General features: G+C 61.1%; 24 protein-coding genes. 14 read left to right on the top strand and 10 right to left on the bottom strand.

The genetic code is table 11. The features are described 5' to 3' along the window. Nucleotides 1-22 precede the first annotated feature (22 nt). Both htpG and APH41_RS15860 read left to right on the top strand, forming a co-directional pair. Complete coding sequence (htpG, locus tag APH41_RS15865) at nt 23-1,927, top strand: molecular chaperone HtpG (protein ID WP_014717738.1); 1,905 nt, start codon at nt 23-25, stop codon at nt 1,925-1,927. A gap of 200 nt (nt 1,928-2,127) precedes the next feature. Then, complete coding sequence (locus APH41_RS15860) at nt 2,128-2,856, top strand: dienelactone hydrolase family protein (RefSeq protein ID WP_054920076.1); 729 nt, start codon at nt 2,128-2,130, stop codon at nt 2,854-2,856. A 99-nt stretch (nt 2,857-2,955) separates the two neighbouring features. Here APH41_RS15860 and APH41_RS15855 read toward each other — a convergent pair whose 3' ends face one another. Together APH41_RS15855 and APH41_RS15850 are read right to left on the bottom strand one after the other, a co-directional pair. After that, on the bottom strand, nt 2,956-3,822 hold the full coding sequence (locus tag APH41_RS15855) for a pirin family protein (RefSeq protein WP_054920074.1): 867 nt from the start codon (nt 3,820-3,822) through the stop codon (nt 2,956-2,958). 62 nt (nt 3,823-3,884) lie between these two features. Further along, on the bottom strand, nt 3,885-4,301 hold the full coding sequence (locus APH41_RS15850) for an OsmC family protein (protein WP_034127200.1): 417 nt from the start codon (nt 4,299-4,301) through the stop codon (nt 3,885-3,887). A 139-nt stretch (nt 4,302-4,440) separates the two neighbouring features. On the opposite strand from APH41_RS15850, the gene APH41_RS15845 reads away from it, so the two are divergent. Together APH41_RS15845 and APH41_RS15840 are read left to right on the top strand one after the other, a co-directional pair. Then, complete coding sequence (locus APH41_RS15845; protein ID WP_054899021.1) at nt 4,441-5,463, top strand: amidohydrolase family protein; 1,023 nt, start codon at nt 4,441-4,443, stop codon at nt 5,461-5,463. 96 nt (nt 5,464-5,559) lie between these two features. After that, nucleotides 5,560-7,185 (top strand): methyl-accepting chemotaxis protein, encoded by a 1,626-nt coding sequence (locus APH41_RS15840; RefSeq protein ID WP_054920071.1) that lies wholly within the window; start codon nt 5,560-5,562, stop codon nt 7,183-7,185. 186 nt (nt 7,186-7,371) lie between these two features. On the opposite strand, the gene fabB is transcribed toward APH41_RS15840, so the two are convergent. The 5 genes from fabB to APH41_RS15815 all read right to left on the bottom strand — a co-directional run bounded on the left by fabB (nt 7,372) and on the right by APH41_RS15815 (nt 14,318). Beyond that, nucleotides 7,372-8,592 carry a beta-ketoacyl-ACP synthase I gene (fabB, locus tag APH41_RS15835; protein WP_054920068.1) on the bottom strand — a complete coding sequence of 407 codons (1,221 nt, stop codon included), beginning with the start codon at nt 8,590-8,592 and terminating at the stop codon, nt 7,372-7,374. Between the two features lie 11 nt (nt 8,593-8,603). Then, nucleotides 8,604-9,119 (bottom strand): 3-hydroxyacyl-[acyl-carrier-protein] dehydratase FabA, encoded by a 516-nt coding sequence (gene fabA / locus APH41_RS15830; protein WP_003190035.1) that lies wholly within the window; start codon nt 9,117-9,119, stop codon nt 8,604-8,606. Between the two features lie 249 nt (nt 9,120-9,368). Continuing rightward, nucleotides 9,369-11,270 (bottom strand): ATP-binding protein, encoded by a 1,902-nt coding sequence (locus APH41_RS15825; RefSeq protein WP_054920066.1) that lies wholly within the window; start codon nt 11,268-11,270, stop codon nt 9,369-9,371. Further along, the gene (locus APH41_RS15820) at nt 11,267-12,196 is read right to left on the bottom strand and encodes an ABC transporter substrate-binding protein (RefSeq protein WP_054899023.1); all 930 of its coding nucleotides are present in this window, start codon (nt 12,194-12,196) and stop codon (nt 11,267-11,269) included. Before APH41_RS15820 ends, APH41_RS15825 begins: the two co-directional genes overlap by 4 nt. Before the next feature lies 1 nt (nt 12,197). Continuing rightward, on the bottom strand, nt 12,198-14,318 hold the full coding sequence (locus APH41_RS15815) for a TonB-dependent siderophore receptor (RefSeq protein ID WP_082430461.1): 2,121 nt from the start codon (nt 14,316-14,318) through the stop codon (nt 12,198-12,200). A gap of 193 nt (nt 14,319-14,511) precedes the next feature. Here APH41_RS15815 and APH41_RS15810 point away from each other — a divergent pair, with 193 nt between their 5' ends. The 9 genes from APH41_RS15810 (at nt 14,512) to APH41_RS15770 (ending at nt 22,804) form a co-directional block, all read left to right on the top strand. Beyond that, a complete protein-coding gene (locus APH41_RS15810) occupies nt 14,512-15,537 on the top strand; it encodes an NAD(P)H-dependent glycerol-3-phosphate dehydrogenase (protein WP_034127205.1) in 1,026 nt (341 codons plus the stop codon). 10 nt (nt 15,538-15,547) lie between these two features. After that, nucleotides 15,548-15,895 carry a DUF4389 domain-containing protein gene (locus APH41_RS15805; protein WP_054899024.1) on the top strand — a complete coding sequence of 116 codons (348 nt, stop codon included), beginning with the start codon at nt 15,548-15,550 and terminating at the stop codon, nt 15,893-15,895. Beyond that, nucleotides 15,892-16,341 (top strand): phosphohistidine phosphatase SixA, encoded by a 450-nt coding sequence (gene sixA, locus APH41_RS15800; RefSeq protein ID WP_054920063.1) that lies wholly within the window; start codon nt 15,892-15,894, stop codon nt 16,339-16,341. Before APH41_RS15805 ends, sixA begins: the two co-directional genes overlap by 4 nt. 526 nt (nt 16,342-16,867) lie before the next feature. Further along, nucleotides 16,868-18,520 carry an AMP-binding protein gene (locus APH41_RS15795; RefSeq protein WP_054920061.1) on the top strand — a complete coding sequence of 551 codons (1,653 nt, stop codon included), beginning with the start codon at nt 16,868-16,870 and terminating at the stop codon, nt 18,518-18,520. A gap of 30 nt (nt 18,521-18,550) precedes the next feature. Then, nucleotides 18,551-18,994: a hotdog fold thioesterase gene (locus APH41_RS15790; protein WP_014717751.1), complete on the top strand. Its 444-nt coding sequence runs from the start codon at nt 18,551-18,553 to the stop codon at nt 18,992-18,994. Between the two features lie 97 nt (nt 18,995-19,091). After that, nucleotides 19,092-19,895, top strand: coding sequence for an alpha/beta fold hydrolase (locus APH41_RS15785; RefSeq protein WP_044273029.1), 804 nt, complete (start codon nt 19,092-19,094; stop codon nt 19,893-19,895). Beyond that, complete coding sequence (locus tag APH41_RS15780; RefSeq protein ID WP_054920059.1) at nt 19,892-20,746, top strand: alpha/beta hydrolase; 855 nt, start codon at nt 19,892-19,894, stop codon at nt 20,744-20,746. The genes APH41_RS15785 and APH41_RS15780 overlap by 4 nt, the downstream gene beginning before the upstream one ends. A gap of 102 nt (nt 20,747-20,848) precedes the next feature. After that, nucleotides 20,849-21,667, top strand: a complete 819-nt coding sequence (locus APH41_RS15775) for a DUF4892 domain-containing protein (RefSeq protein WP_054920057.1) — start codon at nt 20,849-20,851, stop codon at nt 21,665-21,667. A 72-nt stretch (nt 21,668-21,739) separates the two neighbouring features. Further along, nucleotides 21,740-22,804, top strand: coding sequence for an AI-2E family transporter (locus tag APH41_RS15770; protein ID WP_003190063.1), 1,065 nt, complete (start codon nt 21,740-21,742; stop codon nt 22,802-22,804). 92 nt (nt 22,805-22,896) lie between these two features. Here the strand turns inward: APH41_RS15770 and APH41_RS15765 are convergent, their stop codons facing one another. Both APH41_RS15765 and APH41_RS15760 read right to left on the bottom strand, forming a co-directional pair. Continuing rightward, nucleotides 22,897-23,928 carry a HAMP domain-containing sensor histidine kinase gene (locus tag APH41_RS15765; protein ID WP_054920054.1) on the bottom strand — a complete coding sequence of 344 codons (1,032 nt, stop codon included), beginning with the start codon at nt 23,926-23,928 and terminating at the stop codon, nt 22,897-22,899. Next, the gene (locus APH41_RS15760; RefSeq protein WP_034127268.1) at nt 23,928-24,692 is read right to left on the bottom strand and encodes a response regulator; all 765 of its coding nucleotides are present in this window, start codon (nt 24,690-24,692) and stop codon (nt 23,928-23,930) included. Before APH41_RS15760 ends, APH41_RS15765 begins: the two co-directional genes overlap by 1 nt. Nucleotides 24,693-24,951: 259 nt before the next feature. Here APH41_RS15760 and pyrF point away from each other — a divergent pair, with 259 nt between their 5' ends. Further along, nucleotides 24,952-25,650 carry an orotidine-5'-phosphate decarboxylase gene (pyrF, locus tag APH41_RS15755; RefSeq protein ID WP_003190068.1) on the top strand — a complete coding sequence of 233 codons (699 nt, stop codon included), beginning with the start codon at nt 24,952-24,954 and terminating at the stop codon, nt 25,648-25,650. Between the two features lie 122 nt (nt 25,651-25,772). Here the strand turns inward: pyrF and APH41_RS15750 are convergent. After that, on the bottom strand, nt 25,773-26,220 hold a 448-nt coding region (locus APH41_RS15750; RefSeq protein ID WP_156359059.1), incomplete at its 5' end, for an NADP-dependent oxidoreductase.

Genomic DNA, 26,220 nt, shown 5'->3' with positions numbered 1-26,220 from the left:
ATCCAATTGGAGTTTGATGACCATGAGTGTGGAAACTCAAAAGGAAACCCTGGGCTTCCAGACCGAGGTGAAGCAACTGCTGCACCTCATGATCCATTCGCTGTATTCCAACAAGGAAATTTTCCTTCGCGAATTGATCTCGAACGCCTCTGACGCTGTCGATAAATTACGTTTCGAAGCCCTGTCCAAGCCCGAGTTGCTGGAAGGCGGCGCGGAACTCAAGATCCGTGTGAGCTACGACAAAGACGCCAAGACCGTCACCCTCGAAGACAACGGTATCGGCATGAGCCGTGACGATGCGATCACCCACCTGGGGACCATCGCCAAGTCCGGCACCGCAGATTTCATGAAGAACCTGTCGGGCGACCAGAAAAAAGACTCTCACCTGATCGGCCAATTCGGCGTGGGCTTCTATTCGGCCTTCATCGTCGCCGACAAGGTTGAAGTATTCAGCCGCCGCGCCGGCCTTGACGCCAGCGAAGGCGTGCACTGGGCTTCCAAGGGCGAGGGCGAATTTGAAATCGCCACTATCGACAAGGCTGACCGTGGTACGCGCATCGTGCTGCACCTGAAAGCCGGTGAAGACGAATTCGCCGATGGCTGGCGTCTGCGCAACATCATCAAGAAGTACTCCGACCACATCGCGTTGCCGATCGAGTTGCCCAAGGAACAGACCGTTGCCGAAGGCGAAGAAGCCCCTGCGGTGGAGTGGGAAACCGTCAACCGCGCCAGCGCCCTGTGGACCCGTCCGCGTACCGAGATCAAGGACGAGGAATACCAGGAGTTCTACAAGCACATCGGGCACGACTACGAGAACCCGCTGAGCTGGAGCCACAACAAGGTTGAAGGCAAGCTCGAATACAGCTCGCTGCTCTACGTACCGGCCCGTGCTCCGTTCGACCTGTACCAGCGCGAGGCGCCAAAAGGCCTGAAGCTGTACGTGCAGCGCGTGTTCGTAATGGACCAGGCGGAATCCTTCCTGCCGCTGTACCTGCGCTTTATCAAAGGTGTGGTCGACTCCAACGACCTGTCGCTGAACGTGTCGCGGGAAATCCTGCAGAAAGACCCGATCATCGACTCCATGAAGTCGGCGCTGACCAAGCGCGTACTCGACATGCTGGAAAAGCTGGCGAAGAACGAGCCTGAGCAATACAAGAGCTTCTGGAAAAACTTCGGCCAGGTCATGAAAGAAGGCCCGGCGGAAGATTTTGCCAACAAGGAAAAAATCGCCGGTTTGCTGCGTTTTGCCTCGACTCAAGGCGAAGACGGCGAGCAGGTTGTGTCCCTGGCTGACTACCTGGCACGTGCCAAGGAAGGTCAGGACAAGATCTACTACCTGACCGGCGAAACCTACGCCCAGGTCAAGAACAGCCCGCACCTGGAAGTCTTCCGCAAGAAAGGCATCGAAGTGCTGCTGCTGACCGACCGTATCGATGAGTGGCTGATGAGCTACCTCACCGAGTTCGACGGCAAAACCTTCGTCGACGTGGCCCGTGGTGACCTGGACCTGGGTAACCTGGACTCCGAAGAAGAGAAGAAAGAAGCCGAAGAAGTCGCCAAGTCCAAAGAGGGCCTGGTTGAGCGCATCAAGGCTTCCCTGGGCGAAGCGGTGAGTGAAGTACGGGTTTCCCACCGCCTGACCGACTCTCCTGCGATCCTGGCCATTGGCGAGCAGGACCTGGGCATGCAGATGCGCCAGATCCTCGAAGCCAGCGGCCAGAAAGTGCCGGATTCCAAGCCCATCTTCGAATTCAACCCGTCTCACCCGCTGATCGAGAAACTCGATGGCGAGCAGAGCGAAGAGCGGTTTGGCGACCTGTCGCACATCCTCTTCGACCAGGCCGCCCTGGCAGCCGGCGACAGCTTGAAGGACCCGGCCGCGTATGTGCGTCGACTGAACAAGCTGTTGGTTGAATTGTCGGTTTAACACCGTTGTAGAAAAACCCGCTTCGGCGGGTTTTTTCGTTCTGGCTCTACTGTAGGAGCGAGCTTGCTCGCGAAGAACGTCAACGATAACGCGCAAATGCTGAATGAGCGCGGTGATCTCACGTTTTTCGCGAGCAAGAACTAGGCGTCCCCCTCGCTCCTACAGGGAGCATCGTCAATCCATCTGAATTGGAGAAAATGATGAGCCAAGTCACTGTACGTTCCGTGGTCTATCAGATTGATGGCCAGTCTTATGAAAGCCGTCTGGCATTCGATGCCAGCCACAAGGGCCCGTTGCCGGGACTGCTGATGGCGCCGAACTGGATGGGCGTGAGTGCGGGGGCCGAAGAGATTGCGAAGGCCGTTGCTGGCAAGGGCTACGTGGTGCTGATTGCCGACCTCTACGGGCAAAACGTACGTCCTTCAAATGGCGATGAAGCGGGCGCGGCGATGATGCCGTTGAAGAATGATCGCCCGTTGCTGAACAAGCGCATGCACACCGCCTTCGAGCAACTGCAAGGCCAGGTTGAAGCCGCGGTGGACACGTCCAAACTGGCCACCTTCGGCTTCTGCTTTGGCGGTTGCTGCTCCCTGGAACTGGCCCGTACCGGCGCGCCGCTGAAGGCTGCCGTGTCGTTCCATGGCACTCTGGATACACCGAACCCCGCAGACGCGAAGAACATCAAGGGTTCAGTGCTGGTGCTGCATGGCGCCTCGGACCCGTTGGTGCCCAAAGAGCAACTGCCAGCGTTCGAAGATGAAATGAACGCGGCGGGTGTGGATTGGCAGTTGCTCAGCTACGGCGGCGCGGTGCATTCCTTCACCGACCCCCATGCCAATGTGCCGGGCAAGATGATGTACGACGCCAAGACCGCCGCACGGGCTTTCCAGTCGATGCATAACTTGTTGGATGAAGTGTTCAAGGGCTGATTTCTCAGCGCCTGATCGGACGCCATCGCAGGCAAGCCAGCTCCTACATTCTAAAATGTGTATACCCATCAAATGTGGGAGCTGGCTTGCCTGCGATAGCTATTTCACAGGCAACTCGATTCTTTCTGACTCCCCCGGCACAGTGGGCCAATCCCCAGCCGCCCAACGCTGTCTCGCCTGCTCGATCACAGCCGGGTCGCTCGCCACAAAATTCCAGTTGATCCGCCGTGGCCCATCCAGCGGTGCCCCGCCAAATACCATCAGGTGGCAATCACTCTCGGCATACAGAGTCATCTCCTGCCCAGTCGGCAATACCACCAAGCTGTTGACCTCCAGGGCTTCACCGTCCAATTGCACCTCACCCTCCAGCACATACACCGCGCGTTCCTCATGTTCATCAGGAATCAACAGGGTGGTGGCGGTTTGCATCTGTACTTCGGCATACAGCGTCGGCGACAGCACCGGCACCGGTGATCTGAGGCAAAAACCATCACCGGCGATCAAACGCACCTGCACGCCGAGGTTATCGCTTATCGGCAAACTTGCGGCTGGGTGATGGCTGTAGTGTCCGGGCCCGGTCTCGTGGTCCTTGGGCGAGGCCAGCCACACCTGCAGGCCATGCAGGTTGAAACCCCTGGCCTTGACCGCTTCTGGTGTGCGCTCGACGTGGGCAATCGCGCTGCCGGCGGTCATCCAGCTGACATCGCCGGCTTGCACCACCTGGTCCGAGCCAAGGCTGTCCTTGTGCTGCAAGGTGCCTTCAAACAGGTAGGTGAGGGTGGACAGGCCGATGTGGGGATGCTGGCGGATATTCATGCCGTTACCCGGTGCGTAGCGGGTCGGCAGCATATGGTCGAAAAATACAAAGGGACCGACGCTGCGGCATTCACGCGAGGGCAGGGGCCGCAGGATAGGCTGGCCTTCTACATCTTCGGGGCGAGGGCGAATCACGGTGAGGGTGGTCATGGGCATCCCAGTCTGAGCGGGTTGGATGCTTTGAGCATAACCCGCTCGATGGGAAGTTGGGGCTATTGGCTGAAGGCGCCTTCCGACAATTTCGTCTCGATAGTGACTTCGGCGGTGGTCATCAGCTTATGTACCGGGCACTTATCGGCCACGCGATGCAGTTCATCGCGCTGGGCGTCGGTGAGTACGCCCTTGAGGGTCAGCTTGACGTTGAGTTTGTATTTACCCTTTTGCTCTTCGTCGCTGTCGTGAGTGACCTCCACGGTCACGCCGGTCAGCGGGATATCTTTTTTCTGCGCGTAGAGCCTCACGGTCAAAGCTTTGCACGACGCCAGCGCAGCATCGAAATAATCGTGGGGGGAGGGCGCCGAATCGTCACCGCCCAGGCTCTTGGGCAGGTCGGTAAACAGCTCGTGATTATTGATATTCACGCTGTGACGGAAGTTTTCAGCGTTCAGCGTATTAACGGTAACAGGCATGGCAAACCTCATAAGGGCGCAGGATGAAGGTCATGCAGTTATAGAGCATGCTGGCACCCCAGTGTTCCGGTTTTTTCCATGCTGAACCCTGAAGGCTGGCGCAAGGTCTACCCGTATCAACCCTTATTGAGGTTTTACCGTGTCTGGAGCCCGCCTGAGTCTTGCCTTGTTGCTCGCCGCCAGCAGCCTTGTCGTGCAGGCCCGTGACTATGCCTACAGCGACGCGCACCTGCACTACGTGGATTTTTTCCAGGAAACCGCCGGCATGGACAAGCTGCTCAAGGCCATGGCGGACAACCGTATTGAGCACGTCATGATTTCCGGGATTCCCGTGGCCAAGAAATGGCACGAAGACGAGCCCAAGCGCCCGCGCTACTACGCCGGTGACGACGCCGATGCCTATTGGTACAGCGCCACGGATGTGATCGTCGCGGCGGCGGTCAATAAACTTTCCCCCGAGCAACGCCAGCACTTTCATCCCTTCCTCGCCGGTTTCAATCCCAACGACAAAAACTCCGCCGCCCACATCCAGCGTATGCTCGACCTCAACCCAGGGCTGTGGCAGGGCATCGGTGAAGTGTTCACCCGGCACGATGACCTTACCGCCCTGACCTCCGGTGACACCCCGCGCGCCAATAACGAAGCCATGACGCGCATCTATCACCTGGCGGCCGAAAACGACCTGCCGGTGATGCTGCACTCCAACATCACCTCCAAACGTGAGCGCAACCCGCTGTACCTGGCGGAAGTCGAGCAGCCGTTACGCAATCACCCGCACACGCGTTTTATCTGGGCCCATGCCGGTACCAGCAAGGAAATTCACCGTCATCAGGTGCAGATGGACTTTTTGTTGCCTACCCTGACGCGCCTGCTTGAGGCGTACCCCAACCTGTATATCGACCTGTCCTGGAGCATGCTCACGCCCTATCTGCTGGATGACGCCGGCAAGCCACGGCCGCAATGGGTTGCGCTGGTGGAGCGCTTCCCGGATCGCTTCATGCTCGGCTCCGATGTTGTGGGGCGCTTCAATAAGTTGGGCAAAGAGATGCGCCGTTTCGATCCTTTCCTCGATGCGTTGCCCGAAGACGTTGCCCACAAGGTTGCGCGCGACAACTTCCTCGCCATCCTGCCCAAGCCGCATCGCGATGGCGACGCGCCTTGATATCGCGTTTTGATCTTACGCCAATGACCTGAGGTGCCGATAACGTCCAAGAGACCCGCTGCAGGTGGATGCAGTACTTTTGGAAGGAACCCTGGCATGAATATCCGCAGTTTGAATATCGCCCCTCGCGCCGGCCTGGGCTTTGGTGTGCTGGCGTTGATGGTGTTCGTCTTGGGCGGCTTTGCCCTGTTGCAGATGGCCAATATGCGCCAGCAGTCGGACCAGGTGGAGACCAACTGGCTGCCCAGCGTGATGGCGGTGGGGGAGATGAACCAGGATGTGTTGCGCATTCGGGCGCTGACGTTGCGCTTGCTGGTCAACCGCGACCCCCAGGCGGTGGCGCAGAACGAGCAGAAAATTGCCGAAATAAAAACCGGTTTGCACCACGCTGAAGGCGTGTACGAGGCATTGATCGTCTTGCCTGAGGAGCGCGTGCTGTTTGATCGCTTCAAGGTCGAGGAGCAGCAGTACCTGCAACGCCAGGAGCAGGTGGTGGGCTTATCCAAGGCCAATCGGCTGGAGGAGGCCATTGCGGTGGTCAATGGCGAAATGAATCAGATGGCTGACCAGATGGCCGTGACGCTGCGTGACTTGGTCAATCTGAACAAGTCCAGCGCCAACGAGGCCGCCCGGCTGGCACAGCAGGTGTTCAGCCAGTCGCGGGTCTGGGTGATGACCATGATTGGCGCCACGGCGTTGGTCACGATTGGCCTGGCGGTGTGGCTGACACGCAGCATCGTGCTGCCGCTGGCACAGTCGTTGAAAGTGGCCCAGGGCGTTGCCAGTGGCGACTTGACGGGCGACATCAGGCTCAGTGGCAGCGACGAGCCGGCGCGCTTGCAACAGGCGCTCAAGCGCATGCAGGAGAGCTTGCGCGACACTATCCGGCGCATATCAGAATCGTCGAACCAATTGGCGTCGGCTTCCGAAGAGCTCAGTTGCGTCACCGAGGATGCGACCCGTGGTTTACACCAGCAGAACCAGGAAATCGAACAGGCGGCCACGGCAGTCAATCAGATGACGGTGGCGGTGGAGGAGGTGGCGAGCAATGCGGTGGCCACGTCCCAGGCATCTCGCGAATCCGACCGGATTGCCCAGCAAGGGCGTGAGCAGGTGCAGCAGACGGTGGTGTCGATTGAAGCCCTCGCGACCGATGTGACCGCCAATGTGACCCAGGTCGAAGCGCTGGCGCAAAAGGTCTATGGCATCAGCACAGTGCTGGATGTGATTCGCTCGATTGCCGAGCAAACCAACTTGCTGGCACTGAACGCGGCGATTGAAGCGGCGCGAGCGGGGGATGCCGGGCGCGGGTTTGCGGTGGTAGCCGATGAGGTGCGGGCCTTGGCCCATCGCACGCAACAGTCGACCCAGGAAATCGAGCAGATGATCAGCGGGATTCAGCAGGGCACCGACCAGGCTGTCAGCTCGATGCAGCAGAGCAATACTCGGGCGCGCTCCACACTGGATATCGCCAAATCGGCGGGCATGGCCCTGGAAGAGATTGCCTCGGCATTCACCTTGATCAACGAACGCAACCTGGTGATCGCCAGTGCCTCGGAGCAGCAGGCGGCGGTGGCGCGGGAGGTGGATCGTAACTTGATGAATATCCGGGACCTCGCGCACCAGACATCGACCGGGGCCAACCAGACCAGTGCAGCGAGTCAGGAGTTGTCGCGGTTGGCGGTGGATCTGAATTCGATGGTGGCGCGGTTTTCGGTGTAGGGCGGGGAACCGGGGCGGCCCAGCCGCAGGCAAGCCAGCTCCCACACTGGACCGTATTCCTTCAGGATGAACGCGGTCGAACGTGGGAGCTGGCTTGCCTGTGATGAAGGCGACGCGGTTTCAAATCAAACGCAAAAAAAAAGCCCCGAACCAGTCGGGGCTTTTTCGTGTGATCAACCTGCGAGCTTACTTGCCCTGCCAGCGCTTGAGTACCAAGGTGGCATTGGTGCCACCAAAACCAAAGCTGTTGCTCATCACGGTGTCGATCTTGGCGTTTTCAACGGTCTTGGTCAGGATTGGCATATCGGCCACAACCGGATCAATCTCGTCGATGTTGGCCGAGCCGGCCATGAAGTTGCCTTCCATCATCAGCAGGCAATAGATCGCTTCGTGAACGCCAGCGGCGCCCAGGGAGTGACCCGACAGGCTCTTGGTGGAGCTGATTTTCGGAGCATTGTCGCCAAATACCGCACGCACGCCTTCCATTTCCTTGGCATCGCCGACCGGGGTCGAGGTGCCGTGGGTGTTCAGGTAGTCGATTGGGGTGTCGACGGTGGACATTGCCATCTGCATGCAGCGGATGGCGCCTTCACCGCTTGGCGCAACCATGTCGTAGCCGTCGGACGTCGCGCCGTAGCCAACGATTTCCGCGTAGATCTTCGCGCCACGGGCCAGGGCGTGTTCCAGCTCCTCGACCACCACCATGCCACCACCGCCGGCGATGACGAAACCGTCACGCTTGGCGTCGTAAGCGCGGGAGGCTTTTTCTGGGGTTTCGTTGTACTGGGTGGACAATGCGCCCATGGCGTCGAACAGGAACGACTGGCTCCAATGCTCTTCTTCACCGCCGCCGGCAAATACGATGTCCTGCTTGCCCAGTTGGATCTGCTCAACGGCAGTCCCGATGCAGTGGGCGCTGGTGGCGCATGCGGAGGAGATCGAGTAGTTCACGCCCTTGATCTGGAATGGCGTAGCCAGGCAGGCGGAAACGGTGCTGCCCATGGTCCGCGTGACACGATAAGGGCCGACGCGCTTCACGCCTTTTTCGCGCAGGATGTCCAGCGCTTCCATCTGGTTGAGGGTCGATGCGCCGCCGGAGCCGGCGATCAGGCCGGTGCGTACGTTCGAAACCTGGTCTTCGCTCAGGCCGGAGTCGGCGATCGCGTCTTTCATGGCCAGGTAGGCGTAGGCGGCAGCGTGGCCGACGAAACGATAGATCTTGCGATCGATCAGTTCTTCGAGGGGCAGGTCAATGGAGCCGGAAACCTGGCTACGCAGACCCATTTCGGCATATTCCGGGTTGAAGCGGATGCCAGGGCGACTTGCACGCAGGTTAGCGGTGACGGTCTCTTTGTCATTGCCCAGGCAAGAAACGATGCCCAGACCAGTGATAACGACGCGGCGCATGCGGATAACCCTTAAAAGTTGTCAGTGGAAGTAAATACGCCGACCCGAAGGCCTTCGGCAGTATAGATCTCGCGACCGTCGACAGTCACCGAACCGTCGGCGATGGCCAGGTTCAGCTTGCCCTTGAGGACGCGCTTGATTTGAATGTTGTAGGTGACTTTCTTGGCGCTCGGCAGTACCTGGCCAAAGAACTTCACTTCGCCCGAACCCAGGGCGCGACCGCGGCCCGGCAGGCCTTGCCAGCCCAGGTAGAAGCCAACCAGTTGCCACATGGCGTCAAGGCCCAGGCAACCTGGCATCACAGGGTCGCCTTCGAAGTGGCAAGCGAAGAACCACAGGTCAGGGGTGATATCCAGCTCGGCGACCAATTCACCTTTGCCGTACTTGCCACCCTCTTCGCTGATATGGGTGATGCGATCCACCATCAGCATGTTCGGGGCGGGCAGTTGCGCGTTACCTGGGCCGAACAGCTCACCGCGACTGCAGCGCAGCAGGTCTTCCCGAGTAAAGGCGTTTTGTTTGGTCATGCGAGCTCCTCAATAATCCCATGCGGCAGGGTAGGGCAAATCTTCCCGAACCGAATGAAGCGTTCATGCCTCATAGCGGCAGCCTACACATAGACTATTGCGTTGTAGTGAAAGTCACAGCGGCAAGGCACTGAATGTACACTTGTTCACTGAAATTTTAAACCGGGCCTGTTTATCAGCCCGTTCGGGTGCCTAAGACTGCCGCACTTTCGTCTTTCACGCCAGTCGCAGTTGGCTGATGGCGCGGCGCTATTGCACCCAGCGCTGCAGGATTTGCTGCAAATCCGTGCGTTTGAACGGCTTGGCCAGGTAATCGTTCATTCCGGCTTCCAGGCAGGCTTCGCGATCGCCCTGCAAGGCGTTGGCCGTCAGGGCGATGATCGGCAGATCGGCGCAACCGGGCAGTTGGCGAATCTGCCGTGTGGCTTCGTAGCCGTCGATCAAGGGCAGGCGACAATCCATCAGGATAGCGGTGAAAATCAGGCTCTCGGCGCTGCGGATCGCTTCGGCGCCGTCCGTGGCCAGGCTGACTTCAAAGCCCAGGCTGCGCAGCATCGCTTCGACCACGGTGCGGTTGACCGGGTTGTCCTCTACCAACAGTACGTGGCGCCCATCGCCGGCGCTGGCTTTGCCAAGCGCATCAGGTGCGGTGACCGGCACATGCTGCTGGTCAATGGCCAGCGGAATCTCCAAGGTGAACACTGAGCCTCGACCTTCTTCGCTCTGGGCGCGCAAGGTGCCACCCATACGTTCGGCCAGGGTGCGCGCAATCGGCAGGCCCAGGCCCGTGCCACCGTAACGCCTGGAAATGGAGCTGTCTGCCTGCTGGAATGCATCGAACATCAAATCCAGGCGTTCGGCGGAAATACCGATACCGCTGTCGCGTACGGTGCAGGTGAACCACACCAACTCATGGTCCAGGGTTTGCCAGTGGGGCTCCACGGTCACGCTGCCATGTTCGGTAAATTTCAATGCATTGCCGATCAGGTTCACCAGAATCTGGCGGATCCGCGTCGGGTCGCCGCGCACACGCAGAGCCTCCATGCCCATGGGAATGGGCAGTTCCAGGCTCAGCCCGCGCTGCTGGGCGCTGTGCTGGAAAGCCTGGGCGCAGCTGTTGATCAGATCGGCCAGGTTGAACGGAATATGTTCCAGTTCCAGGGCGGCGCGTTCAATGCGTGAAAAATCGAGGATGTCATTGATCACCTTGAGCAAATGCTCGGTGGACTCGCACGCCAGCGCCGCGTACTCGGTCTGCTCCTCGGTCATCTCCGTGGTTTCCAGCAGTTGCAGCATGCCCAGCACGCCATTCATGGGCGTGCGCAGTTCGTGGCTCATCATCGCCAGAAAATCCGACTTGGCGTTGTTCGCCCGCTCGGCTTCTTCACGGGTCTGGATCAACTGCGCCATGGCTTGTTGCTGTTCGCGACTGGCCTGTTGAAGGCCCTCGGCCAGGTTGTTGATATGCCGCGAGAGGTCGCCCAATTCCGAGTCATCGACGATGGGCAGTGGCGTCTTGTAATCGCCTTGCTGGATGGCCTTGACCGCGTGCCCCATGGCGCTGATCGGCTGTGACAGGCTGGCCGACAAGCGTCGCGCCAGCAGGAAGGTAAACAGCAGGGCAAACAGCGCCAGGACCCCTGCCTTGAACAGGATTTCCTGCTGGCGCTGGCTGAAAGCGTCGTTGGACATACCCACAATCACTCGCCCCAGGTAGTCCGCGCGGGGTGCCTTGGGTTCGCTGAGGTTGTCCTGGAAAAAGTCATTGTTGAGCTGGATGTGTTGCAGGCGGATCGGTGCCTGGAACACCTTCACCGACAGCGAACGGTCATGCCGCTCGGACGGCTGCTCCACATACACCAAGATGTTCTCGGCGCTGTCCTGGATCTCCAGGAAGCGCACATGGGGTGTTGCCAAGGTCGCACGCAGCAGGGTTTCAAGCACATCGTTGTTGCCGGAAATCACGCCGTACTCAGTGGCAGGCGCCAGCTGGTTGGCGATCAATTGACCGGTGTGGTCCAGCTCCTGGCGCAAGTCCTGGATGCGCACGAAGGTGAAGAAGGTGATGAGCAGCAGGGTCAACAGCAGCGCGGGGCCCAGGGTAATGAGCTGGGTGCGGGTGTTGATATCCCAACGACGGCGCAAGGTCATGGGCGTTGTTCTCCTTCGGCCAGGCGGGCGGCAACGGCGATTTCATCGACCTGTTCGATGCCCAGTGAGCGCGCGACTTGTGGGTTGCCCACGACTTTGAAGTACTGCGGGTAGAGCGTGCTGGGCCAACTGGCCGGCGGCTGGTCCAGCAGTCGGTCCAGTACCGCGAGCCAGTCGGATTGATCGCTGTAGGTGCTGGCCAGGCTGCCGGCCCGCACAAACCCAGCGTTGGGCCCCACCAACGGCAGTTGTTGGGCGTAGCTGCTCAGCAACAGGTTTTTTACGGTCTTGGGGTTGTACAGCTGCGGATCGTCGAGGCCCAGTAGCACGTCGCTGTTTTTGAACAGGGTTTGCAGCGGGCGACTGTCGCTGGTGTTGTCCCATGGCTGGGGCATGATTTCCAGGCCCATGGGTTTGGCGAACTGGATCAGTTCGCGCAGCAGGAATTCGCTATCGACGCCGTACAGCACGCCGACGCGCCGGGCCTGGGGCAGGATATTGGCGATCAGGCGCAGCTGACGCTCCAGCGGCGGGTCGCTCCATAGCAGACTGATTTTTGCCGGGTGGGAGTTGCCCAGGCGTTGTCGGGCCTGCAGGCGGCTGATGCGCAGCACAAGGGTTGGTGGCCCCTGAGCATCCTGCAGGCGCCAGTCCAGACCCGGCAGGTCAAGGAGAATCAGGCGGGTGCTGGCAGGCAGGTGACTGGGCGCTGGCAACTGCTTGAGTGGCGTGAAGCTGACCTGGTCTTCGGGGCGTTGTTGGGCAAGGGCCTGGGTAAAAGCGCGCACGCCGGCGCTGTCTTCGGCGGCCGTCAGCAGAATGTCGGCACTCCACGCCGGCGCTGTCAGCAACAGGCAGGCGAGCAGCAGGCCGCGGCGCCAAAACCGTGAAACCAACAAGAGGGTCATCCGTGACTGGTCGGCCATGTCAGAAGTCCAGCTCGGCGCTGAAGTAGAGAACGTGGCGATGGTCGTAGTTGTTGTCGGCCCAGGTGGTGGGCTGGTCATCCAGGCGTTGCTGCAACATGCCCGCCAGCTCCACATTGGCTTTGCCTACGGCAATGCGCTTGGCCACCCGCAGGTCGACCCGCTGGAAGCGATATTGGTTGAGTGCGTCGTCGCCATAGTAGAACAAGGCGCTGGACCAACCCTGGCCCCACTCACGCAGCCAACCGGCCGAGCCACTGTTACGCGCGGTTTGCGCTTTGTCCAGCGGGTTGCTGGAGGTGGCGTCTACATAAGCATAGGTCAGGCGCAGGCGGTCGGCGTCACTCACGCGCCAGTCGAACTGCGACTCGGCACCGCTAAAACGCGAGCTGTTGGCGTTGCTGGCGATGTATTGGTTGTTGCGCAGCGGCGAGCTGATCATGTCGGTGATTTCGTCATAGAACAGCTTCACGTCGACATTCAGCCCCAGCTCGGCAAAGAAGCCGTTGTAGCCCAGTTCGCGCGAGCGCATCAACTCTTTGTCGAGGTTGCCAGGGCCGCGCGTCACGACAAAATATTGACCGGCGTTTTGCCCGTAGGTCGGGGAGCTGAGATTGGTGACGCGGTAGCTCCAATTGACGTTGTTCTCGAACATGTCCGGCGAGCGGATTGCCTCGGAGTACACCGCGCGCAAGCCGTGGCGAGGATTGATCAGGTAATTGACCGCCACACGCGGCGTGAGCGAGTTGCCGCTCAGGTGAGTGTCTTCGTACATGGCGCCACCTTGCAGCAGCCAGTGCTCGCTGGCGCGCCATTCCAGGTGGCCGAACAGGCGCCAGGTGGTGTCGTCCAGGGTGCCATTGAAGTAGGTTTCGGAGTCGGCGCGGTCATAGCGGTAATTCATACCGCTGACCAGGCGCAGGCTGTCGGAGAGGCTGAGCGTGTCCTGGATTTCCACGTCGTAGCGGCTTTCGCGGGTGCTCTGGTCGATATCGCCGCACACGCTTTGGTTGGCACCGTTGCGCCACTGGTCCAGCACCTGGTTGGCCAAGGCCTGTTCGGCGGCGTTACCCGGTGGGGCGGAGCCTTGGCTGTAGGTGTCCATGTGCCGTGCCAGCAATTCGGCATAGTTGGGGTTGAGCTGCCATAACTGGGTCAGTTCAGGGCTGAACGAGGCCTTGGCGTCACAGGCTTTCCAGATTTGCTTGCGGTCCCATTGCTGTGCCGAGCCCTGGATATACAGGCTGTGGTCGGGGTTGAAGTCGAAGTTCCAGCGCAGGGAGCCTGCGTAGTCCTTGGCGGTGACATCGGAATTGGTGCCGCCTTCGGTAATTCCGGCAAACACCGGGGTGTAGGTATAAGGGCGCTGGTTGGTGCCTTCCTTGACGTTCAGTTGCCAATCGAGACTTTGTTGCGCGTTCAAGGCCTGGCTCACCGCCAGGCTGAAACGGTTGAGGCGACGCCCGTCACGGCGGTCGGCGCCGACCGCGTCGCTGTCAAAACCATTGTCCTGTTGCCCGGACAGAGACAAGCGCAAATCGCCGGTCTCCCAGCCCACACCCTGGCTGGCATAGAAGTCATTGATGCCACGCTCGCCACGGATGACCTTTACCCGCGAGCCGTGGCTGTTGGCTGGCGAGCGGGTGAGGATATTCACCACCGCCATCAGCGCATTGGCACCGTAGCTGACGGTGTTGGGGCCGCGAAAGACCTCGATGCGCTCGATGTCCTCCATGGCCACTGGGATATCGCTCCAATCCACCGTGGCCAGGCCGGCGCGGTAGACCGAGCGACCGTCGATCAGCACCTGCATGCGCCGTGCGTCACTGGCGCTGGTGCCATGGTAATTCACCGACGCCTGGTTGCCGCTGGTGTAGCCGACCATCATCCCCGGGACCAGCCGCAGCAGTTCCGAGATGTCCCGGGCACCGCTGGCCTTGATCAGCTCACTGTCGATCACCGTCATGCTGCCGGGCACGGCGGCGGCCGATTGCTTGAGACGCGTGGCGGTCAAGACCTGCGGCAGCGGCTGGCTGTCGAGGAACAGATCGTCGGCATGCGAGCAGGTAGCGCACAACAGCACCAACAACAATGATGAGCGAGGAGGAGGGCCCAGATACACGGCACGGCCTTGTTAATTGCGGATAGCCGCCCATGTTAACCGAGGTGCGGCTGTTTGCCAGTCGTCGGACTTGCATTTACTTCGCACGCCTCTGGCATTTTCTGACTCGCGCGAATTGATACGGGGGCTGGCCGCAAGCGGGGCGCCCCGTATAATGCCGCCATCGCCACTGGTATGGATTAACGGATTGCATATGACTGAACAGCGCCCTATTGCGGTCCTGGGAGGCGGAAGTTTTGGGACCGCCGTGGCTAACCTGCTGGCCGAGAACGGTCACGCGGTGCGCCAGTGGATGCGCGACCCCGAGCAGGCCGAAGCCATTCGCGTGCATCGCGAAAACCCTCGTTACCTTAAAGGTATCAAGATTCATCCCGCCGTCGAGCCGGTGACCGACCTGCTGGAAACCCTCACGGCCTGCGACCTGTGCTTTGTCGCGCTGCCTTCCAGCGCCTTGCGCTCGGTACTGGCGCCACACGCCGAACGCTTGGCCGGCAAGTTACTGGTCAGCCTGACCAAGGGCATCGAAGCCCACACCTTCAAGTTGATGAGTGAAATCCTCACCGAAATCGCCCCTCAGGCGCGCATTGGCGTGCTGTCCGGGCCAAACCTTGCGCGGGAAGTCGCCGAGCACGCGTTGACCGCCACCGTGGTCGCCAGTGAGGACGAGGCTTTGTGCGAGCGCGTCCAGGCCGTGTTGCACGGCCGTACCTTCCGGGTCTACGCCAGCGGCGATCGCTTCGGCGTCGAATTGGGCGGGGCCTTGAAAAACGTCTACGCGATCATTGCTGGCATGGCCGTGGCCCTGGGCATGGGCGAAAACACCAAGAGCATGCTGATTACCCGCGCACTGGCCGAGATGACACGTTTTGCGGTGAACCAGGGCGCCAACCCGATGACCTTCCTCGGCCTGGCGGGCGTAGGGGACTTGATCGTCACCTGTTCTTCGCCCAAAAGCCGCAACTACCAGGTCGGGTTCGCCTTGGGCCAAGGGCTGAGCCTGGAGGAAGCGGTGACGCGTCTGGGCGAAGTGGCCGAGGGGGTCAACACCCTCAAGGTCTTGAAGGCCAAGGCCCAGGAAGTGGGCGTGTACATGCCGCTGGTCGCCGGCCTGCATGCGATCCTGTTCGAAGGGCGCACCCTGAATCAGGTCATCGAGCTGCTGATGCGGGCCGAGCCCAAGACCGATGTCGACTTTATTTCCACCAGTGGTTTCAACTGAGGAACGCGTCATGAACGATCCCAAAGCTGCCCCCCCATACGAGTCGATTGTCTTGCGCATCCTGTGGATGCTGGTGTTTGCGCTGGTGTGGCAGGTAGCCCAATTCCTGCTCGGTGCGCTGGTGGTGGTGCAATTGGTTTACCGGCTGATCTACGGCGCACCGAACCTGGGCCTGATGAACTTTGGCGACAGCCTCAGCCAGTTCCTGGCGCAGATTGGCCGCTTCGGCAGCTTCCACACCGAACAAAAGCCCTGGCCGTTCGCCGATTGGCCAACCCCACGCGCCCCCGAAGGCGAAGCGGCCCACAGCGTACCGCCGGCACCGCACCCGGTGCGTGATGAAGAGCCGAAGCTATGAAAGTATGGATTCTGCGTCACGGCGAGGCCCAAGCGCATGCGCGCACGGACGCCGAGCGCAACCTTACCGAGCATGGGCGTGCTGAAGTATTGCGCAGTGCTGCGCACCTGATTGACCAGCCCTTGGGCGCCATCATTGCCAGCCCTTATGTTAGGGCGCAGCAGACGGCGCAGTTGGTGCGCGATGTGCTGGGGTTTGAGCCTGAGATCTGCACGGTGCCGTGGTTGACGCCCGATGGGGATGTCCAGCGAGTGCTGGAGAAACTCGACACCGACGACGACGTGCTGTTGGTTAGCCACCAACCGCTGGTGGGTAGCCTGATCAGTTTTCTGCAGCATGGGCATCAGCGCCAGCCACAGCCGATGTACACGGCCAGCCTGGCGGAGCTTGAGGGTGACTTTCCGCTGGCTGGCTTGATGAGTCTGGTGGATGTGAAGAACCCTTAGGCATCGTGCAACGCTGTGGCGAGGGAGCTTGCTCCCGCGACGGCCTGCCAGCCGGCGCCTATCTCGCTGACGCCCCGCGATCCAATTGTGGGAGCTGGCTTGCCTGCGAAGGCGGCCTGCCAGCCGACGCCTATCTCGCTGACGCCCCAACGATTCCACTGTGGGAGCGGGCTTGCTCGCGAAGACGGCGTCACAGTCGACACCGTTATACCGAGTACATATCCATTCCTGCGGTAACGGCCACTTAGGGTTCCGCCCTGAACGGCGGGTCACTTTGGCAAAGCCGGAATGCCGGCCCAGCCCAAAGTAACCAAAGGGCTCTTGCCCCACCACTCGGCACCTCGCCCAGGCTCGGTGTGCCCGTAATCCGCCAGTGATTTGGGGGGGCGCCTAAGATCGAGAGCAGATCAAGAGCGTCTCGCTTCGCATCGTGGTTAGCGGCAGGCCGTTTCCTTCTCCTGTGCTATACAGTCAACCAAGCAAGTGCTTGGTTGGCTGTATCTTGGATCACAAAGGAGCGCGTCCCATGCCTGTCGCTTTTCGTTTGCCGTTGCAGGTCTTCTTCGAGCGTGAAGCGCGGCACCCGCGCAAAGTCTTCCTCGTTCAGCCCATCGGCGGCGGTGAGGTGCAGGCCCTCACCTGGGGCGAGGTCGGCCACCAGGCTCGTTGCGCCGCGCACTGGCTGCGCGCGCGGGAGTTGCCCCAGGGCTCGCATATTGCCTTGATATCAAAAAACTGCGCCCACTGGATCATCGCCGACCTGGCGATCTGGATGGCTGGGCACGTGTCGGTGCCGCTTTATCCCAACCTCACCGCGGACTCAGTCGCCCATGTGCTGACTCACTCGCAGGCGCGGTTGGCGCTGATCGGCAAGCTGGATGATTGGTCGGCAATGGCGCCTGGCGTTCCTGCGGGTGTGCCGACTATCAGTCTGCCGCTGTGCCCTCCTGAAGAGACTTTCGATTTCAGTTGGGCGGGCCTGCAAGCCTGTTCACCGATCCAGGACAACCCGCTACCGGATGCCGCCAGCCTGGCCACTATCATCTACACCTCCGGTACGACCGGCCTGCCTAAAGGGGTGATGCACAGTTTCGGCGCCTTGGGGTTTGCTGCCTCGGGCGGTACTGAGCTGTTTGGCCTGGGGGAGGGCGACCGGTTGCTGTCGTACCTGCCGCTGTGCCATGTGGCGGAGCGGATGTTTGTAGAAATGGCGTCGATCTATACCGGGCAAACCGTTTTTTTCGCCGAGAGCCTGGAAACCTTCCTCACCGATCTGCGCAGGGCGCGGCCGACGGCCTTGTTTGGCGTGCCGCGCATCTGGACCAAATTCCAACTGGGCGTCTACGCCAAAATCCCGGAAAAACGCCTCGATACCCTGTTACGCCTGCCTTTTATCGGCAAACGCGTCGGCCATAAAATTCTCGCCGGCCTGGGGCTGGATGCGCTGCGCATTGCCCTGTCCGGCGCCGCGCCGGTGCCCGAGGCGTTGCTGCGTTGGTATCAGCGCCTGGGCCTGGATGTGCTGGAGGTGTACGGCATGACCGAAAACTGCGGCTATTCCCATGTGTGTCGCCCAGGTGGGCAAACGCTCGGTTGGATCGGCCAGCCCTGCCCAGGCGTGCAAGTGCGTATCGACCCGTCAGGCGAAGTGCAGGTACACAGTGGCGCGACCATGTTGGGCTACTTCAAGGACCCGCAGAAAACCGCGGATACGCTCACTGCAGATGGCTTCCTGCGTACGGGTGACAAGGGCGAGCAGAACGCGGACGGTCGCCTGCGCCTGACCGGACGTCTCAAGGAAATCTTCAAGACCAGCAAAGGCAAATACGTAGCCCCGGCGCCGATTGAAAACCGCCTGGCCGAACATGCACGTATTGAACAGGTGTGTGTGGTCGGCGAGGGGCTCAGTGCGCCGATAGGGCTGTGCGTGTTGTCGGCACCCGGCGAGGACCGCCAAGCCCTCGGCGGTGGTCTTGAACGCTGGCTGGCACAGGTGAACGCAGGCCTGGACAAGCACGAACGCATGGGGCAATTGGTGGTGGTGAAAGACCAATGGGCGGTGGAAAACGGTTTTCTCACGCCGACCTTGAAGATCAAACGCAACGTGATCGAGTCGACGTACGGGCCACAATTGCAAGCATGGAGCGCGCGCGCCGAAACCGTTTTGTGGCAGGATTAGGGCCGTAATAAAACCAACAAGGACAATCGTATGAGCCTGTGGCGTACCCAACCGAATATCGAACACCTCAACGCGATCCAGAAAAACACCATCGGTGAAATGCTGGATATTCGTTTCGAAAGCTTCGACGACGAATCCCTTACCGCCAGCATGGTGGTCGACCACCGCACCCATCAGCCCTACGGCCTGCTGCACGGCGGGGCCTCGGTGGTGCTGGCCGAAAGTGTCGGCTCCATGGCCGCCTACTTGTGCATTGATGCAAGCAAGTTCTATTGCGTGGGCCTGGAGGTCAACGCCAACCACCTGCGCGGCGTGCGCAGCGGCCGGGTGACGGCGGTGGCCAAGGCTATTCATATCGGGCGCACTACCCAGGTGTGGGACATCCGCCTGAGCAGCGACGAGGGCAAGGCCAGTTGTGTCTCGCGGCTGACCATGGCCGTGGTGCCGCTGGGTGAACAACCGCCGGCGCGATAGGCGTGGCGTGAGTGTCATCATTCCTGGCAGTTACAGTCATTGCTGTAGGGGCCGGGCATGGTGACAATCCCCCTCTGTTTTTGTTGATGGAACCTGTATGTCGCAGCACGTGTTTTTTACCCACGCCAATGGCTTCCCTTCGGCCACCTACGGCAAGCTGTTTGCCGCCCTGGCTCCGGAATATGCGGTGGCCCATCTGCCGCAGCACGGTCACGACCCCAGGTTCCCGGTGGATGATAACTGGCAAAACCTGGTGGACGAGCTGATCCATCATCTGGAGCAGCAGCCAGAGCCGGTATGGGGCGTGGGCCATTCCCTGGGTGGCGTGCTGCATTTACACGCGGCCATGCGCTGCCCGCACCTGTACCGGGGCGTGGTGATGCTGGATTCGCCGGTGCTCACCCGCGCAGACCGCTGGGTGATCCGCGCTGCCAAGCGCTTTGGCTTTATCGACCGCCTCACCCCGGCTGGGCGCACGCTTGGCCGGCGCGAAGAATTCACCGACCTGGACACCGCGCGCAGCTATTTCGCCGGCAAGACCTTGTTCCGTGGCTTTGACCCCGATTGCTTTGACGCGTACCTGCAACATGGCCTGCAGCAAGTGGGCGACCGCCTGCGCCTGCGGTTCGACCCAGCCACCGAAATCAGCATCTATCGCGGCGTGCCCCACACCAGCCCGGGCCAGGTGCGCCAGTTGAAGGTGCCGCTGGCCGTGGTGCGTGGCCGCCAGAGCCGGGTGGTGATGCGTCACCATGCCAGCGGTGTCGACCGCTTGCCCATGGGCGAAATGCTCACCATGCCCGGCGGCCATATGTTTCCCCTCGAACGCCCTCAGGACACTGCTGCCTTGATCAAGACCCTGTTCGCCCGCTGGCAGGCCCGTGAGCGCAGTTGCGCATGAGTACGCCCGTCGAAGAGGTACGCCTGAGCCTGCCGCACATCGAACTGGCCGCGCATCTGTTCGGGCCCGAGGACGGCCTGCCGGTAATTGCCCTCCATGGTTGGCTGGACAACGCCAACAGCTTTGCGCGCCTGGCGCCCAAGCTGCGAGGGTTGCGCATCGTCGCCCTGGACATGGCGGGGCATGGGCATTCGGCGCATCGCCCGGCTGGCGCCGGTTATGCCTTGTGGGATTACGTCTATGACGTGCTGCAGGTGGCTGAGCAACTGGGCTGGAAACGTTTTGCATTACTTGGCCACTCCCTGGGCGCCATCGTCTCTCTGGTATTGGCCGGGGCCTTGCCGGAGCGGGTGACACACCTGGGCCTGATTGACGGCGTGATCCCACCGACCGCCAGTGGCGAGAACGCGGCCGAGCGCCTGGGCATGGCGTTGCAGGCGCAATTGAGCCTGCAGGACAAGCGCAAGCCGGTCTACAACAGCCTTGATCGAGCGGTCGAGGCGCGGATGAAAGGCGTGGTCGCGGTCAGCCGTGAAGCAGCGCAGCTCCTGGCCCAGCGCGGTTTGATGCCCGTACCAGGCGGTTACACCTGGCGCAGCGATAGCCGCCTGACCCTGGCGTCGCCGATGCGCCTGACCGACGAACAAGCCATGGCTTTCGTGCGAAGGGTAGGGTGCCCTACCCAGTTGGTGGTCGCGGCTGACGGCATGCTGGCGAAACATTCCGAATTGCTTTCTCAGCTACCCTTCACGGTTACCACGCTGCCAGGCGGCCATCATTTACACCTGAATGACGAGCCCGGTGCGGCTCTTGTTGCAGACTGTTTCAATCGGTTCTTCTCCACGCCTTGACTTGGCGGGGTCAACTGCCGAGGCTGGGCGGATTGAAAGGGAGTCAACCATGAACACACTCGATATCGCTGTGACCAACATTGGCCAGGGCTCACTGATCCGATGAGCCTGGGTAAAGGATGTATCCGTGCCCTGGGCCTTTGTTGTTTCAGCCCCCTGGTATTTGCCGCCGATCTGCCCGGCAGCCAGGATCTACCGGCGGTAGCCCGTCAGGTTGATGCGCAAATCGTCGATTACCGCCCCGCTGAAGACAAGGAACGCATTTACCCCATGGGCGCGATCCGCAAGATCAGCGGCCAGTTGCGTTATGAAGGCCAGGCCATCGCACGCGGCCCAGCCACTGCAATCACCTATGAATTGCCCGCCGAACACAGCTCCAGCGCCGCCTTTACCGCAACGCGCGAAGCTTTGCAGGCCAAGGGTGCGCAGTTGTTGTTCTGGTGCAAGGCCCGCGATTGTGGCGAAAGCAGCCTGTGGGCCAACGAAGTGTTTGGCAACGCCAAGCTGGTGGGCGCCGACGGCCAACAGGAATACCTGCTGCTACGCCTGGCCGCCCCGCAGGACAATTCCCTGGTCGCGCTGTACGGGATCACACGTGGTAACCGCCGCGCCTACCTGCATGTGGAGCAACTCGACGCCAGCGCGCCCTTGGGCGAACTGCTGCCCACCTCGGCCACCCTGCTGCGTGAACTCAAAAGTACCGGCGAGCTGGATTTTCCCGCGCTGGGCGCCGAGCCTGACGACACTTGGCTGACCTTGATATCCCGAGCCTTGAACCTCGACACCACCCTGCGCGTGAGCCTGAGCGGGCCGCAGGCCGAGGCCTGGCGCCAGGCGCTGGTGGAGAAGGGCGTGCGCACCGCCCGTCTGGAAACCGGCACCGGTGAAACCCAAGGGCTGCATCTGCATCTGATACGCTAAGCACCACAGGGCGAACGGACCCGTGCCGTTCGCCTAAGCTCTCTTCCTACAGCCTTCTTTTCGAGATACCCGATGCTCAATAACGATCGCCTGCTGGTGCAAATCCTGCTGCTGGTGCTGTTTGGTGCCAGCTTCTGGGTCATGGCGCCGTTCTGGTCGGCGCTGTTCTGGGGCGCGGTGCTGGCATTTGCCAGCTGGCCGCTGATGCGTTTGCTCACCCGTTGGCTCGGCGGCCGAGAATCCCTGGCCGCTGGCATCCTGACGTTGGGGTGGATGTTGCTGGTGGCGGTGCCATTGGTATGGCTTGGGTTCAACCTGGCTGACCATGTGCGTGATGCGGTGGCTCTCATCAAGGACATCCAGGTCGACGGCTTGCCCGAGGCGCCGACCTGGTTGGGGTCGATCCCCTTCGTAGGCGAGCGCCTGGTGGCGACCTGGGACAGCATTGATCAACAAGGCGCGGCGCTGATGGTGAGCATCAAGCCGTACCTGGGCCAGGTCGGCAATTGGTTGTTGGCGCGCAGTGCGCAAATTGGCGGCGGCATTCTTGAGCTGACCCTGAGCCTGGTCTTCGTATTCTTTTTCTACCGTGACGGGCCGCGCCTGGCGATGTTTGTGCACCGCCTGTTGGAGCGCCTGATTGGCGAGCGCGCTGGCTATTACATCGAACTGGTGGCCGGCACGGTGCAGCGGGTGGTCAATGGTGTGATCGGCACCGCTGCGGCCCAGGCGCTGCTGGCCCTGATCGGCTTTCTGATCGCTGGCGTACCGGGCGCGCTGGTGCTGGGTATCGTGACTTTCCTGCTCAGCCTTATTCCCATGGGGCCGCCGCTGGTGTGGATTCCGGCTACGGCGTGGCTGGCTTGGAAGGGCGACTACACCTACGCGGTATTCCTGGGCGTATGGGGCACGTTCGTGATCAGCGGCGTGGATAACGTGCTCAAGCCGTACCTGATCAGCCGTGGCGGCAACCTGCCGTTGGTGATTGTGCTGTTGGGTGTGTTTGGTGGGTTGATAGCGTTCGGGTTTATCGGCCTGTTTATTGGCCCGACGTTGCTGGCGGTGGCCTACAGCCTGTTGACAGACTGGAGCGCGAGCCAGGCGCAAGTGCGTCGTGAAGACAAACCGTGTAACTGATCGGTGACTACATAACTGGCCTTCTGTAGGAGCGAGCAAGCTCGCTCCTACATTTTTGGCCTCCCACAGGTGCAGGTCGTGCGACTGCCTTCTTAAACCCTCGGCAACCACATCACCGCCGTCAACCCACCGCCCGGTGTATCTTCCAGGCTCAGGTGGCCGCCGAGTCGCTCGACGGCCTCCCTGGCAATGGTCATCCCCAAACCGACCCCTCCGGAATTGCGGTTGCGCGAACCCTCCAGGCGAAAGAACGGCTCGAACACCGCTTCGCGCTTATCGGCGGCGATTCCCGGGCCGTGGTCGATCACCCGTATCACCAGGGCGCCACGGCTGTCAGCCAGTTCTACCCGGGCGGTGCCGGCATAGCGCAGGGCGTTGTCGATCAAATTGTTCAGGCATGAGCGCAGCGCCATCGGCTGTACCTGCAACGGTGTACAGGTGCCGGAAAATTTCACGTCGCGGCCTTGGTCCTGAGCGTTTTCACTCAGGGATTCCACCAATGCCTGTACGTCGAGCCAATGTCGTGTCTCGCTGGTGCGCTGTTCGTGCAGGTAGCTCAAGGTGGCATCCAGCATGCCGATCATGTCGTCCAGGTCTTGGCGCATCTGACCTTGCAACTTGGGGTCTTCGATCTGTTCCAGGCGCAGCTTGAGGCGCGAGAGGGGGGTGCGCAGGTCATGGGAGACCGCGCCGAGCATGCGGGCGCGCTGGCTGACTTGTTCGCGGATGCGCTTTTGCATCAGGTTGAAGGTCGAGGCCGCCTGGCGCGCTTCGCGAGGGCCGGATTCCTCCAGGGGCGGGCTGTCGAGGTCGACGCTCATGCGCTCGGCCGCCGCGCTCAGGCGCTGGATCGGCCGGCTCAGCAGTTTGGCGCCGTACCAGGCGGCGATGATCAGCGAGATAAATTGAAATGTCAGGGGTACCACCGGGCCGCCAAACCAGGGGCGAGGCGTCTTGTGCAAGGGCGTGAGACTGCCGTCCGGTTGTTCGACGAACGCCGCGCGGGGCGGTGGCGGCGGGCCGTAGTGGTGGAACCAGAAGAACGCCAGCACATGGGCCAGCACAATCGCCACCAGCAACAGGCCGAACAGTCGCCCGAACAGCGTATTGAAGGGCGCGCGCATCAACCGATATCCCGGGCGTCGAACAGGTAGCCTTCGCCGCGTACGGTCTTGATCAGTTGCGGAGCCTTGGGGTCATCCCCCAGCTTCTGACGCAGGCGCGACACCAGCAAGTCGATGCTGCGATCAAAGGCCTCGATAGAGCGCCCACGGGCCGCGTCCAACAGCTGTTCGCGGCTCAGCACACGGCGCGGGCGTTCGATGAACACCCACAACAAACGAAACTCGGCGTTGGACAGCGGCACCACCAGGCCATCATCGGCCACCAACTGGCGCAGCACGCTGTTCAGGCGCCAATTGTCGAAACGGATATTGGCCCGCTGTTCGGTGCGGTCATCACGCACCCGGCGCAGGATTGTCTGGATACGCGCGACCAGTTCCCGGGGTTCGAACGGCTTGGACATATAGTCGTCTGCCCCCAGTTCCAGGCCGATGATGCGGTCGGTGGGTTCGCAGCGGGCAGTGAGCATCAGGATCGGAATGTCCGACTCGGCGCGCAGCCAGCGGCACAATGTCAGCCCGTCTTCGCCCGGCAGCATCAGGTCGAGCACCACCACATCGAAGGTCTCCGCTTGCATGGCTTGGCGCATGGCGGTGCCGTCGGTGACGCCTGAGGCGAGAATATTGAAGCGTGCCAGGTAGTCGATCAGCAGTTCGCGGATCGGCACGTCGTCGTCGACAATCAGCGCGCGAGTGTTCCAGCGCTTGTCTTCGGCGATCACCGCGTCTTTTGGCGCTTCGTTTACAGGGTCGCAAGGGGTATGCATAGCGAGGTCATCTGCCTGGTTGTGGCTGTCAGCATAGGCGCCCAGTTCCAGGGCTGGAAGTGCTGGGCGGGCGGTCATGTGCGCGAGGCTAGCCGGACGGCGTATTGAGGGCATGTCGTGAATGTATCGGCGCTGAAACAATCACCCTGAATCGCCGGTATTGGGCGCTTGATCGGTATTTACCGATCATCGGATCCCGCAACGGCGCTGCTTGCGCTACAATCCGCGCCGATTTCGACTTGCCTGAGAGCCCATTCCAATGTCCGTCTGCCAGACTCCTATCATCGTCGCCCTGGATTACCCCACCCGTGACGCCGCACTGAAGCTGGCTGACCAGTTGGACCCCAAGCTTTGCCGGGTCAAGGTCGGCAAGGAACTGTTCACCAGTTGCGCGGCGGAAATCGTCGGCACCCTGCGTGACAAAGGCTTCGAAGTGTTCCTGGACCTGAAATTCCATGACATCCCCAACACCACGGCGATGGCCGTCAAAGCCGCGGCCGAGATGGGCGTGTGGATGGTCAATGTGCACTGCTCCGGTGGCCTGCGCATGATGAGCGCCTGCCGCGAAGTGCTGGAACAGCGCAGCGGCCCAAAACCGTTGTTGATCGGTGTAACCGTGCTCACCAGCATGGAGCGTGAAGACCTGGCAGGTATTGGCCTGGATATCGAGCCGCAGGTTCAGGTGTTGCGCCTGGCAGCCCTGGCGCAGAAAGCCGGCCTCGACGGCCTGGTGTGTTCGGCCCTGGAAGCCCAGGCCCTGAAGAACGCTCACCCCTCGCTGCAACTGGTGACACCGGGTATCCGTCCTACCGGCAGCGCCCAAGATGACCAGCGCCGCATCCTGACCCCACGCCAGGCCCTGGATGCGGGCTCGGATTACCTGGTGATTGGCCGTCCGATCAGCCAGGCGGCGGATCCTGCCAAGGCGTTGGCAGCGGTCGTCGCCGAGATCGCCTGATTTTTAGAGCGGCAAAAATGTGGGAGCTGGCTTGCCTGCGATAGTATCAACTCGGTATCACTTAGAGACCGAGTTGCTTGCATCGCAGGCAAGCCAGCTCCCACATCTGTTTTTTTGGTGTGTCAGCTGACTTTGAGCACCAACTTCCCGAAGTTCTCGCCATTGAACAGCTTCATCAGCGTTTCCGGGAATGTCTCCAGCCCTTCGACAATATCTTCCTTGCTCTTGAGCTTGCCCTGGGCCATCCAGCCGGCCATTTCCTGGCCCGCCGCCGCGAAGTTCGCCGCGTGGTCCATCACCACAAAGCCTTCCATGCGCGCACGATTGACCAGCAATGACAGGTAGTTGGCCGGGCCTTTGACCGCTTCCTTGTTGTTGTACTGGCTGATTGCGCCGCAAATCACTACGCGGGCTTTGAGCGCCAGGCGGCTGAGCACGGCGTCGAGAATATCGCCGCCGACGTTATCGAAATACACGTCCACGCCTTTGGGGCACTCGCGCTTGAGGGCGGCGGGCACGTCTTCAGTTTTGTAGTCGATGGCGGCGTCGAAGCCCAGCTCATCCACCAGG

Origin of the sequence: Pseudomonas sp. NBRC 111138 (genome assembly GCF_001320835.1) — a bacterium.
Classification (GTDB): domain Bacteria; phylum Pseudomonadota; class Gammaproteobacteria; order Pseudomonadales; family Pseudomonadaceae; genus Aquipseudomonas; species Aquipseudomonas paracarnis.
This window is presented reverse-complemented; position numbering and strand designations above follow the sequence as displayed.

Excerpts from the sequence above, each read along its gene's own strand:
- APH41_RS15775 (WP_054920057.1), top strand. The coding sequence starts at position 20,849 with ATGAGCCTGGGTAAAGGATGTATCCGTGCCCTGGGCCTTTGTTGTTTC.
- APH41_RS15820 (WP_054899023.1), bottom strand. The coding sequence starts at position 12,196 with ATGGCCGACCAGTCACGGATGACCCTCTTGTTGGTTTCACGGTTTTGG.
- htpG (WP_014717738.1), top strand. The coding sequence starts at position 23 with ATGAGTGTGGAAACTCAAAAGGAAACCCTGGGCTTCCAGACCGAGGTG.
- APH41_RS15855 (WP_054920074.1), bottom strand. The coding sequence starts at position 3,822 with ATGACCACCCTCACCGTGATTCGCCCTCGCCCCGAAGATGTAGAAGGC.
- APH41_RS15765 (WP_054920054.1), bottom strand. The coding sequence starts at position 23,928 with ATGCGCGCGCCCTTCAATACGCTGTTCGGGCGACTGTTCGGCCTGTTG.
- APH41_RS15850 (WP_034127200.1), bottom strand. The coding sequence starts at position 4,301 with ATGCCTGTTACCGTTAATACGCTGAACGCTGAAAACTTCCGTCACAGC.
- APH41_RS15770 (WP_003190063.1), top strand. The coding sequence starts at position 21,740 with ATGCTCAATAACGATCGCCTGCTGGTGCAAATCCTGCTGCTGGTGCTG.
- APH41_RS15785 (WP_044273029.1), top strand. The coding sequence starts at position 19,092 with ATGTCGCAGCACGTGTTTTTTACCCACGCCAATGGCTTCCCTTCGGCC.
- APH41_RS15860 (WP_054920076.1), top strand. The coding sequence starts at position 2,128 with ATGAGCCAAGTCACTGTACGTTCCGTGGTCTATCAGATTGATGGCCAG.
- APH41_RS15795 (WP_054920061.1), top strand. The coding sequence starts at position 16,868 with ATGCCTGTCGCTTTTCGTTTGCCGTTGCAGGTCTTCTTCGAGCGTGAA.
- APH41_RS15805 (WP_054899024.1), top strand. The coding sequence starts at position 15,548 with ATGAACGATCCCAAAGCTGCCCCCCCATACGAGTCGATTGTCTTGCGC.
- APH41_RS15825 (WP_054920066.1), bottom strand. The coding sequence starts at position 11,270 with ATGACCTTGCGCCGTCGTTGGGATATCAACACCCGCACCCAGCTCATT.
- APH41_RS15760 (WP_034127268.1), bottom strand. The coding sequence starts at position 24,692 with ATGCATACCCCTTGCGACCCTGTAAACGAAGCGCCAAAAGACGCGGTG.
- APH41_RS15840 (WP_054920071.1), top strand. The coding sequence starts at position 5,560 with ATGAATATCCGCAGTTTGAATATCGCCCCTCGCGCCGGCCTGGGCTTT.
- sixA (WP_054920063.1), top strand. The coding sequence starts at position 15,892 with ATGAAAGTATGGATTCTGCGTCACGGCGAGGCCCAAGCGCATGCGCGC.
- fabB (WP_054920068.1), bottom strand. The coding sequence starts at position 8,592 with ATGCGCCGCGTCGTTATCACTGGTCTGGGCATCGTTTCTTGCCTGGGC.
- pyrF (WP_003190068.1), top strand. The coding sequence starts at position 24,952 with ATGTCCGTCTGCCAGACTCCTATCATCGTCGCCCTGGATTACCCCACC.
- fabA (WP_003190035.1), bottom strand. The coding sequence starts at position 9,119 with ATGACCAAACAAAACGCCTTTACTCGGGAAGACCTGCTGCGCTGCAGT.
- APH41_RS15780 (WP_054920059.1), top strand. The coding sequence starts at position 19,892 with ATGAGTACGCCCGTCGAAGAGGTACGCCTGAGCCTGCCGCACATCGAA.
- APH41_RS15790 (WP_014717751.1), top strand. The coding sequence starts at position 18,551 with ATGAGCCTGTGGCGTACCCAACCGAATATCGAACACCTCAACGCGATC.
- APH41_RS15810 (WP_034127205.1), top strand. The coding sequence starts at position 14,512 with ATGACTGAACAGCGCCCTATTGCGGTCCTGGGAGGCGGAAGTTTTGGG.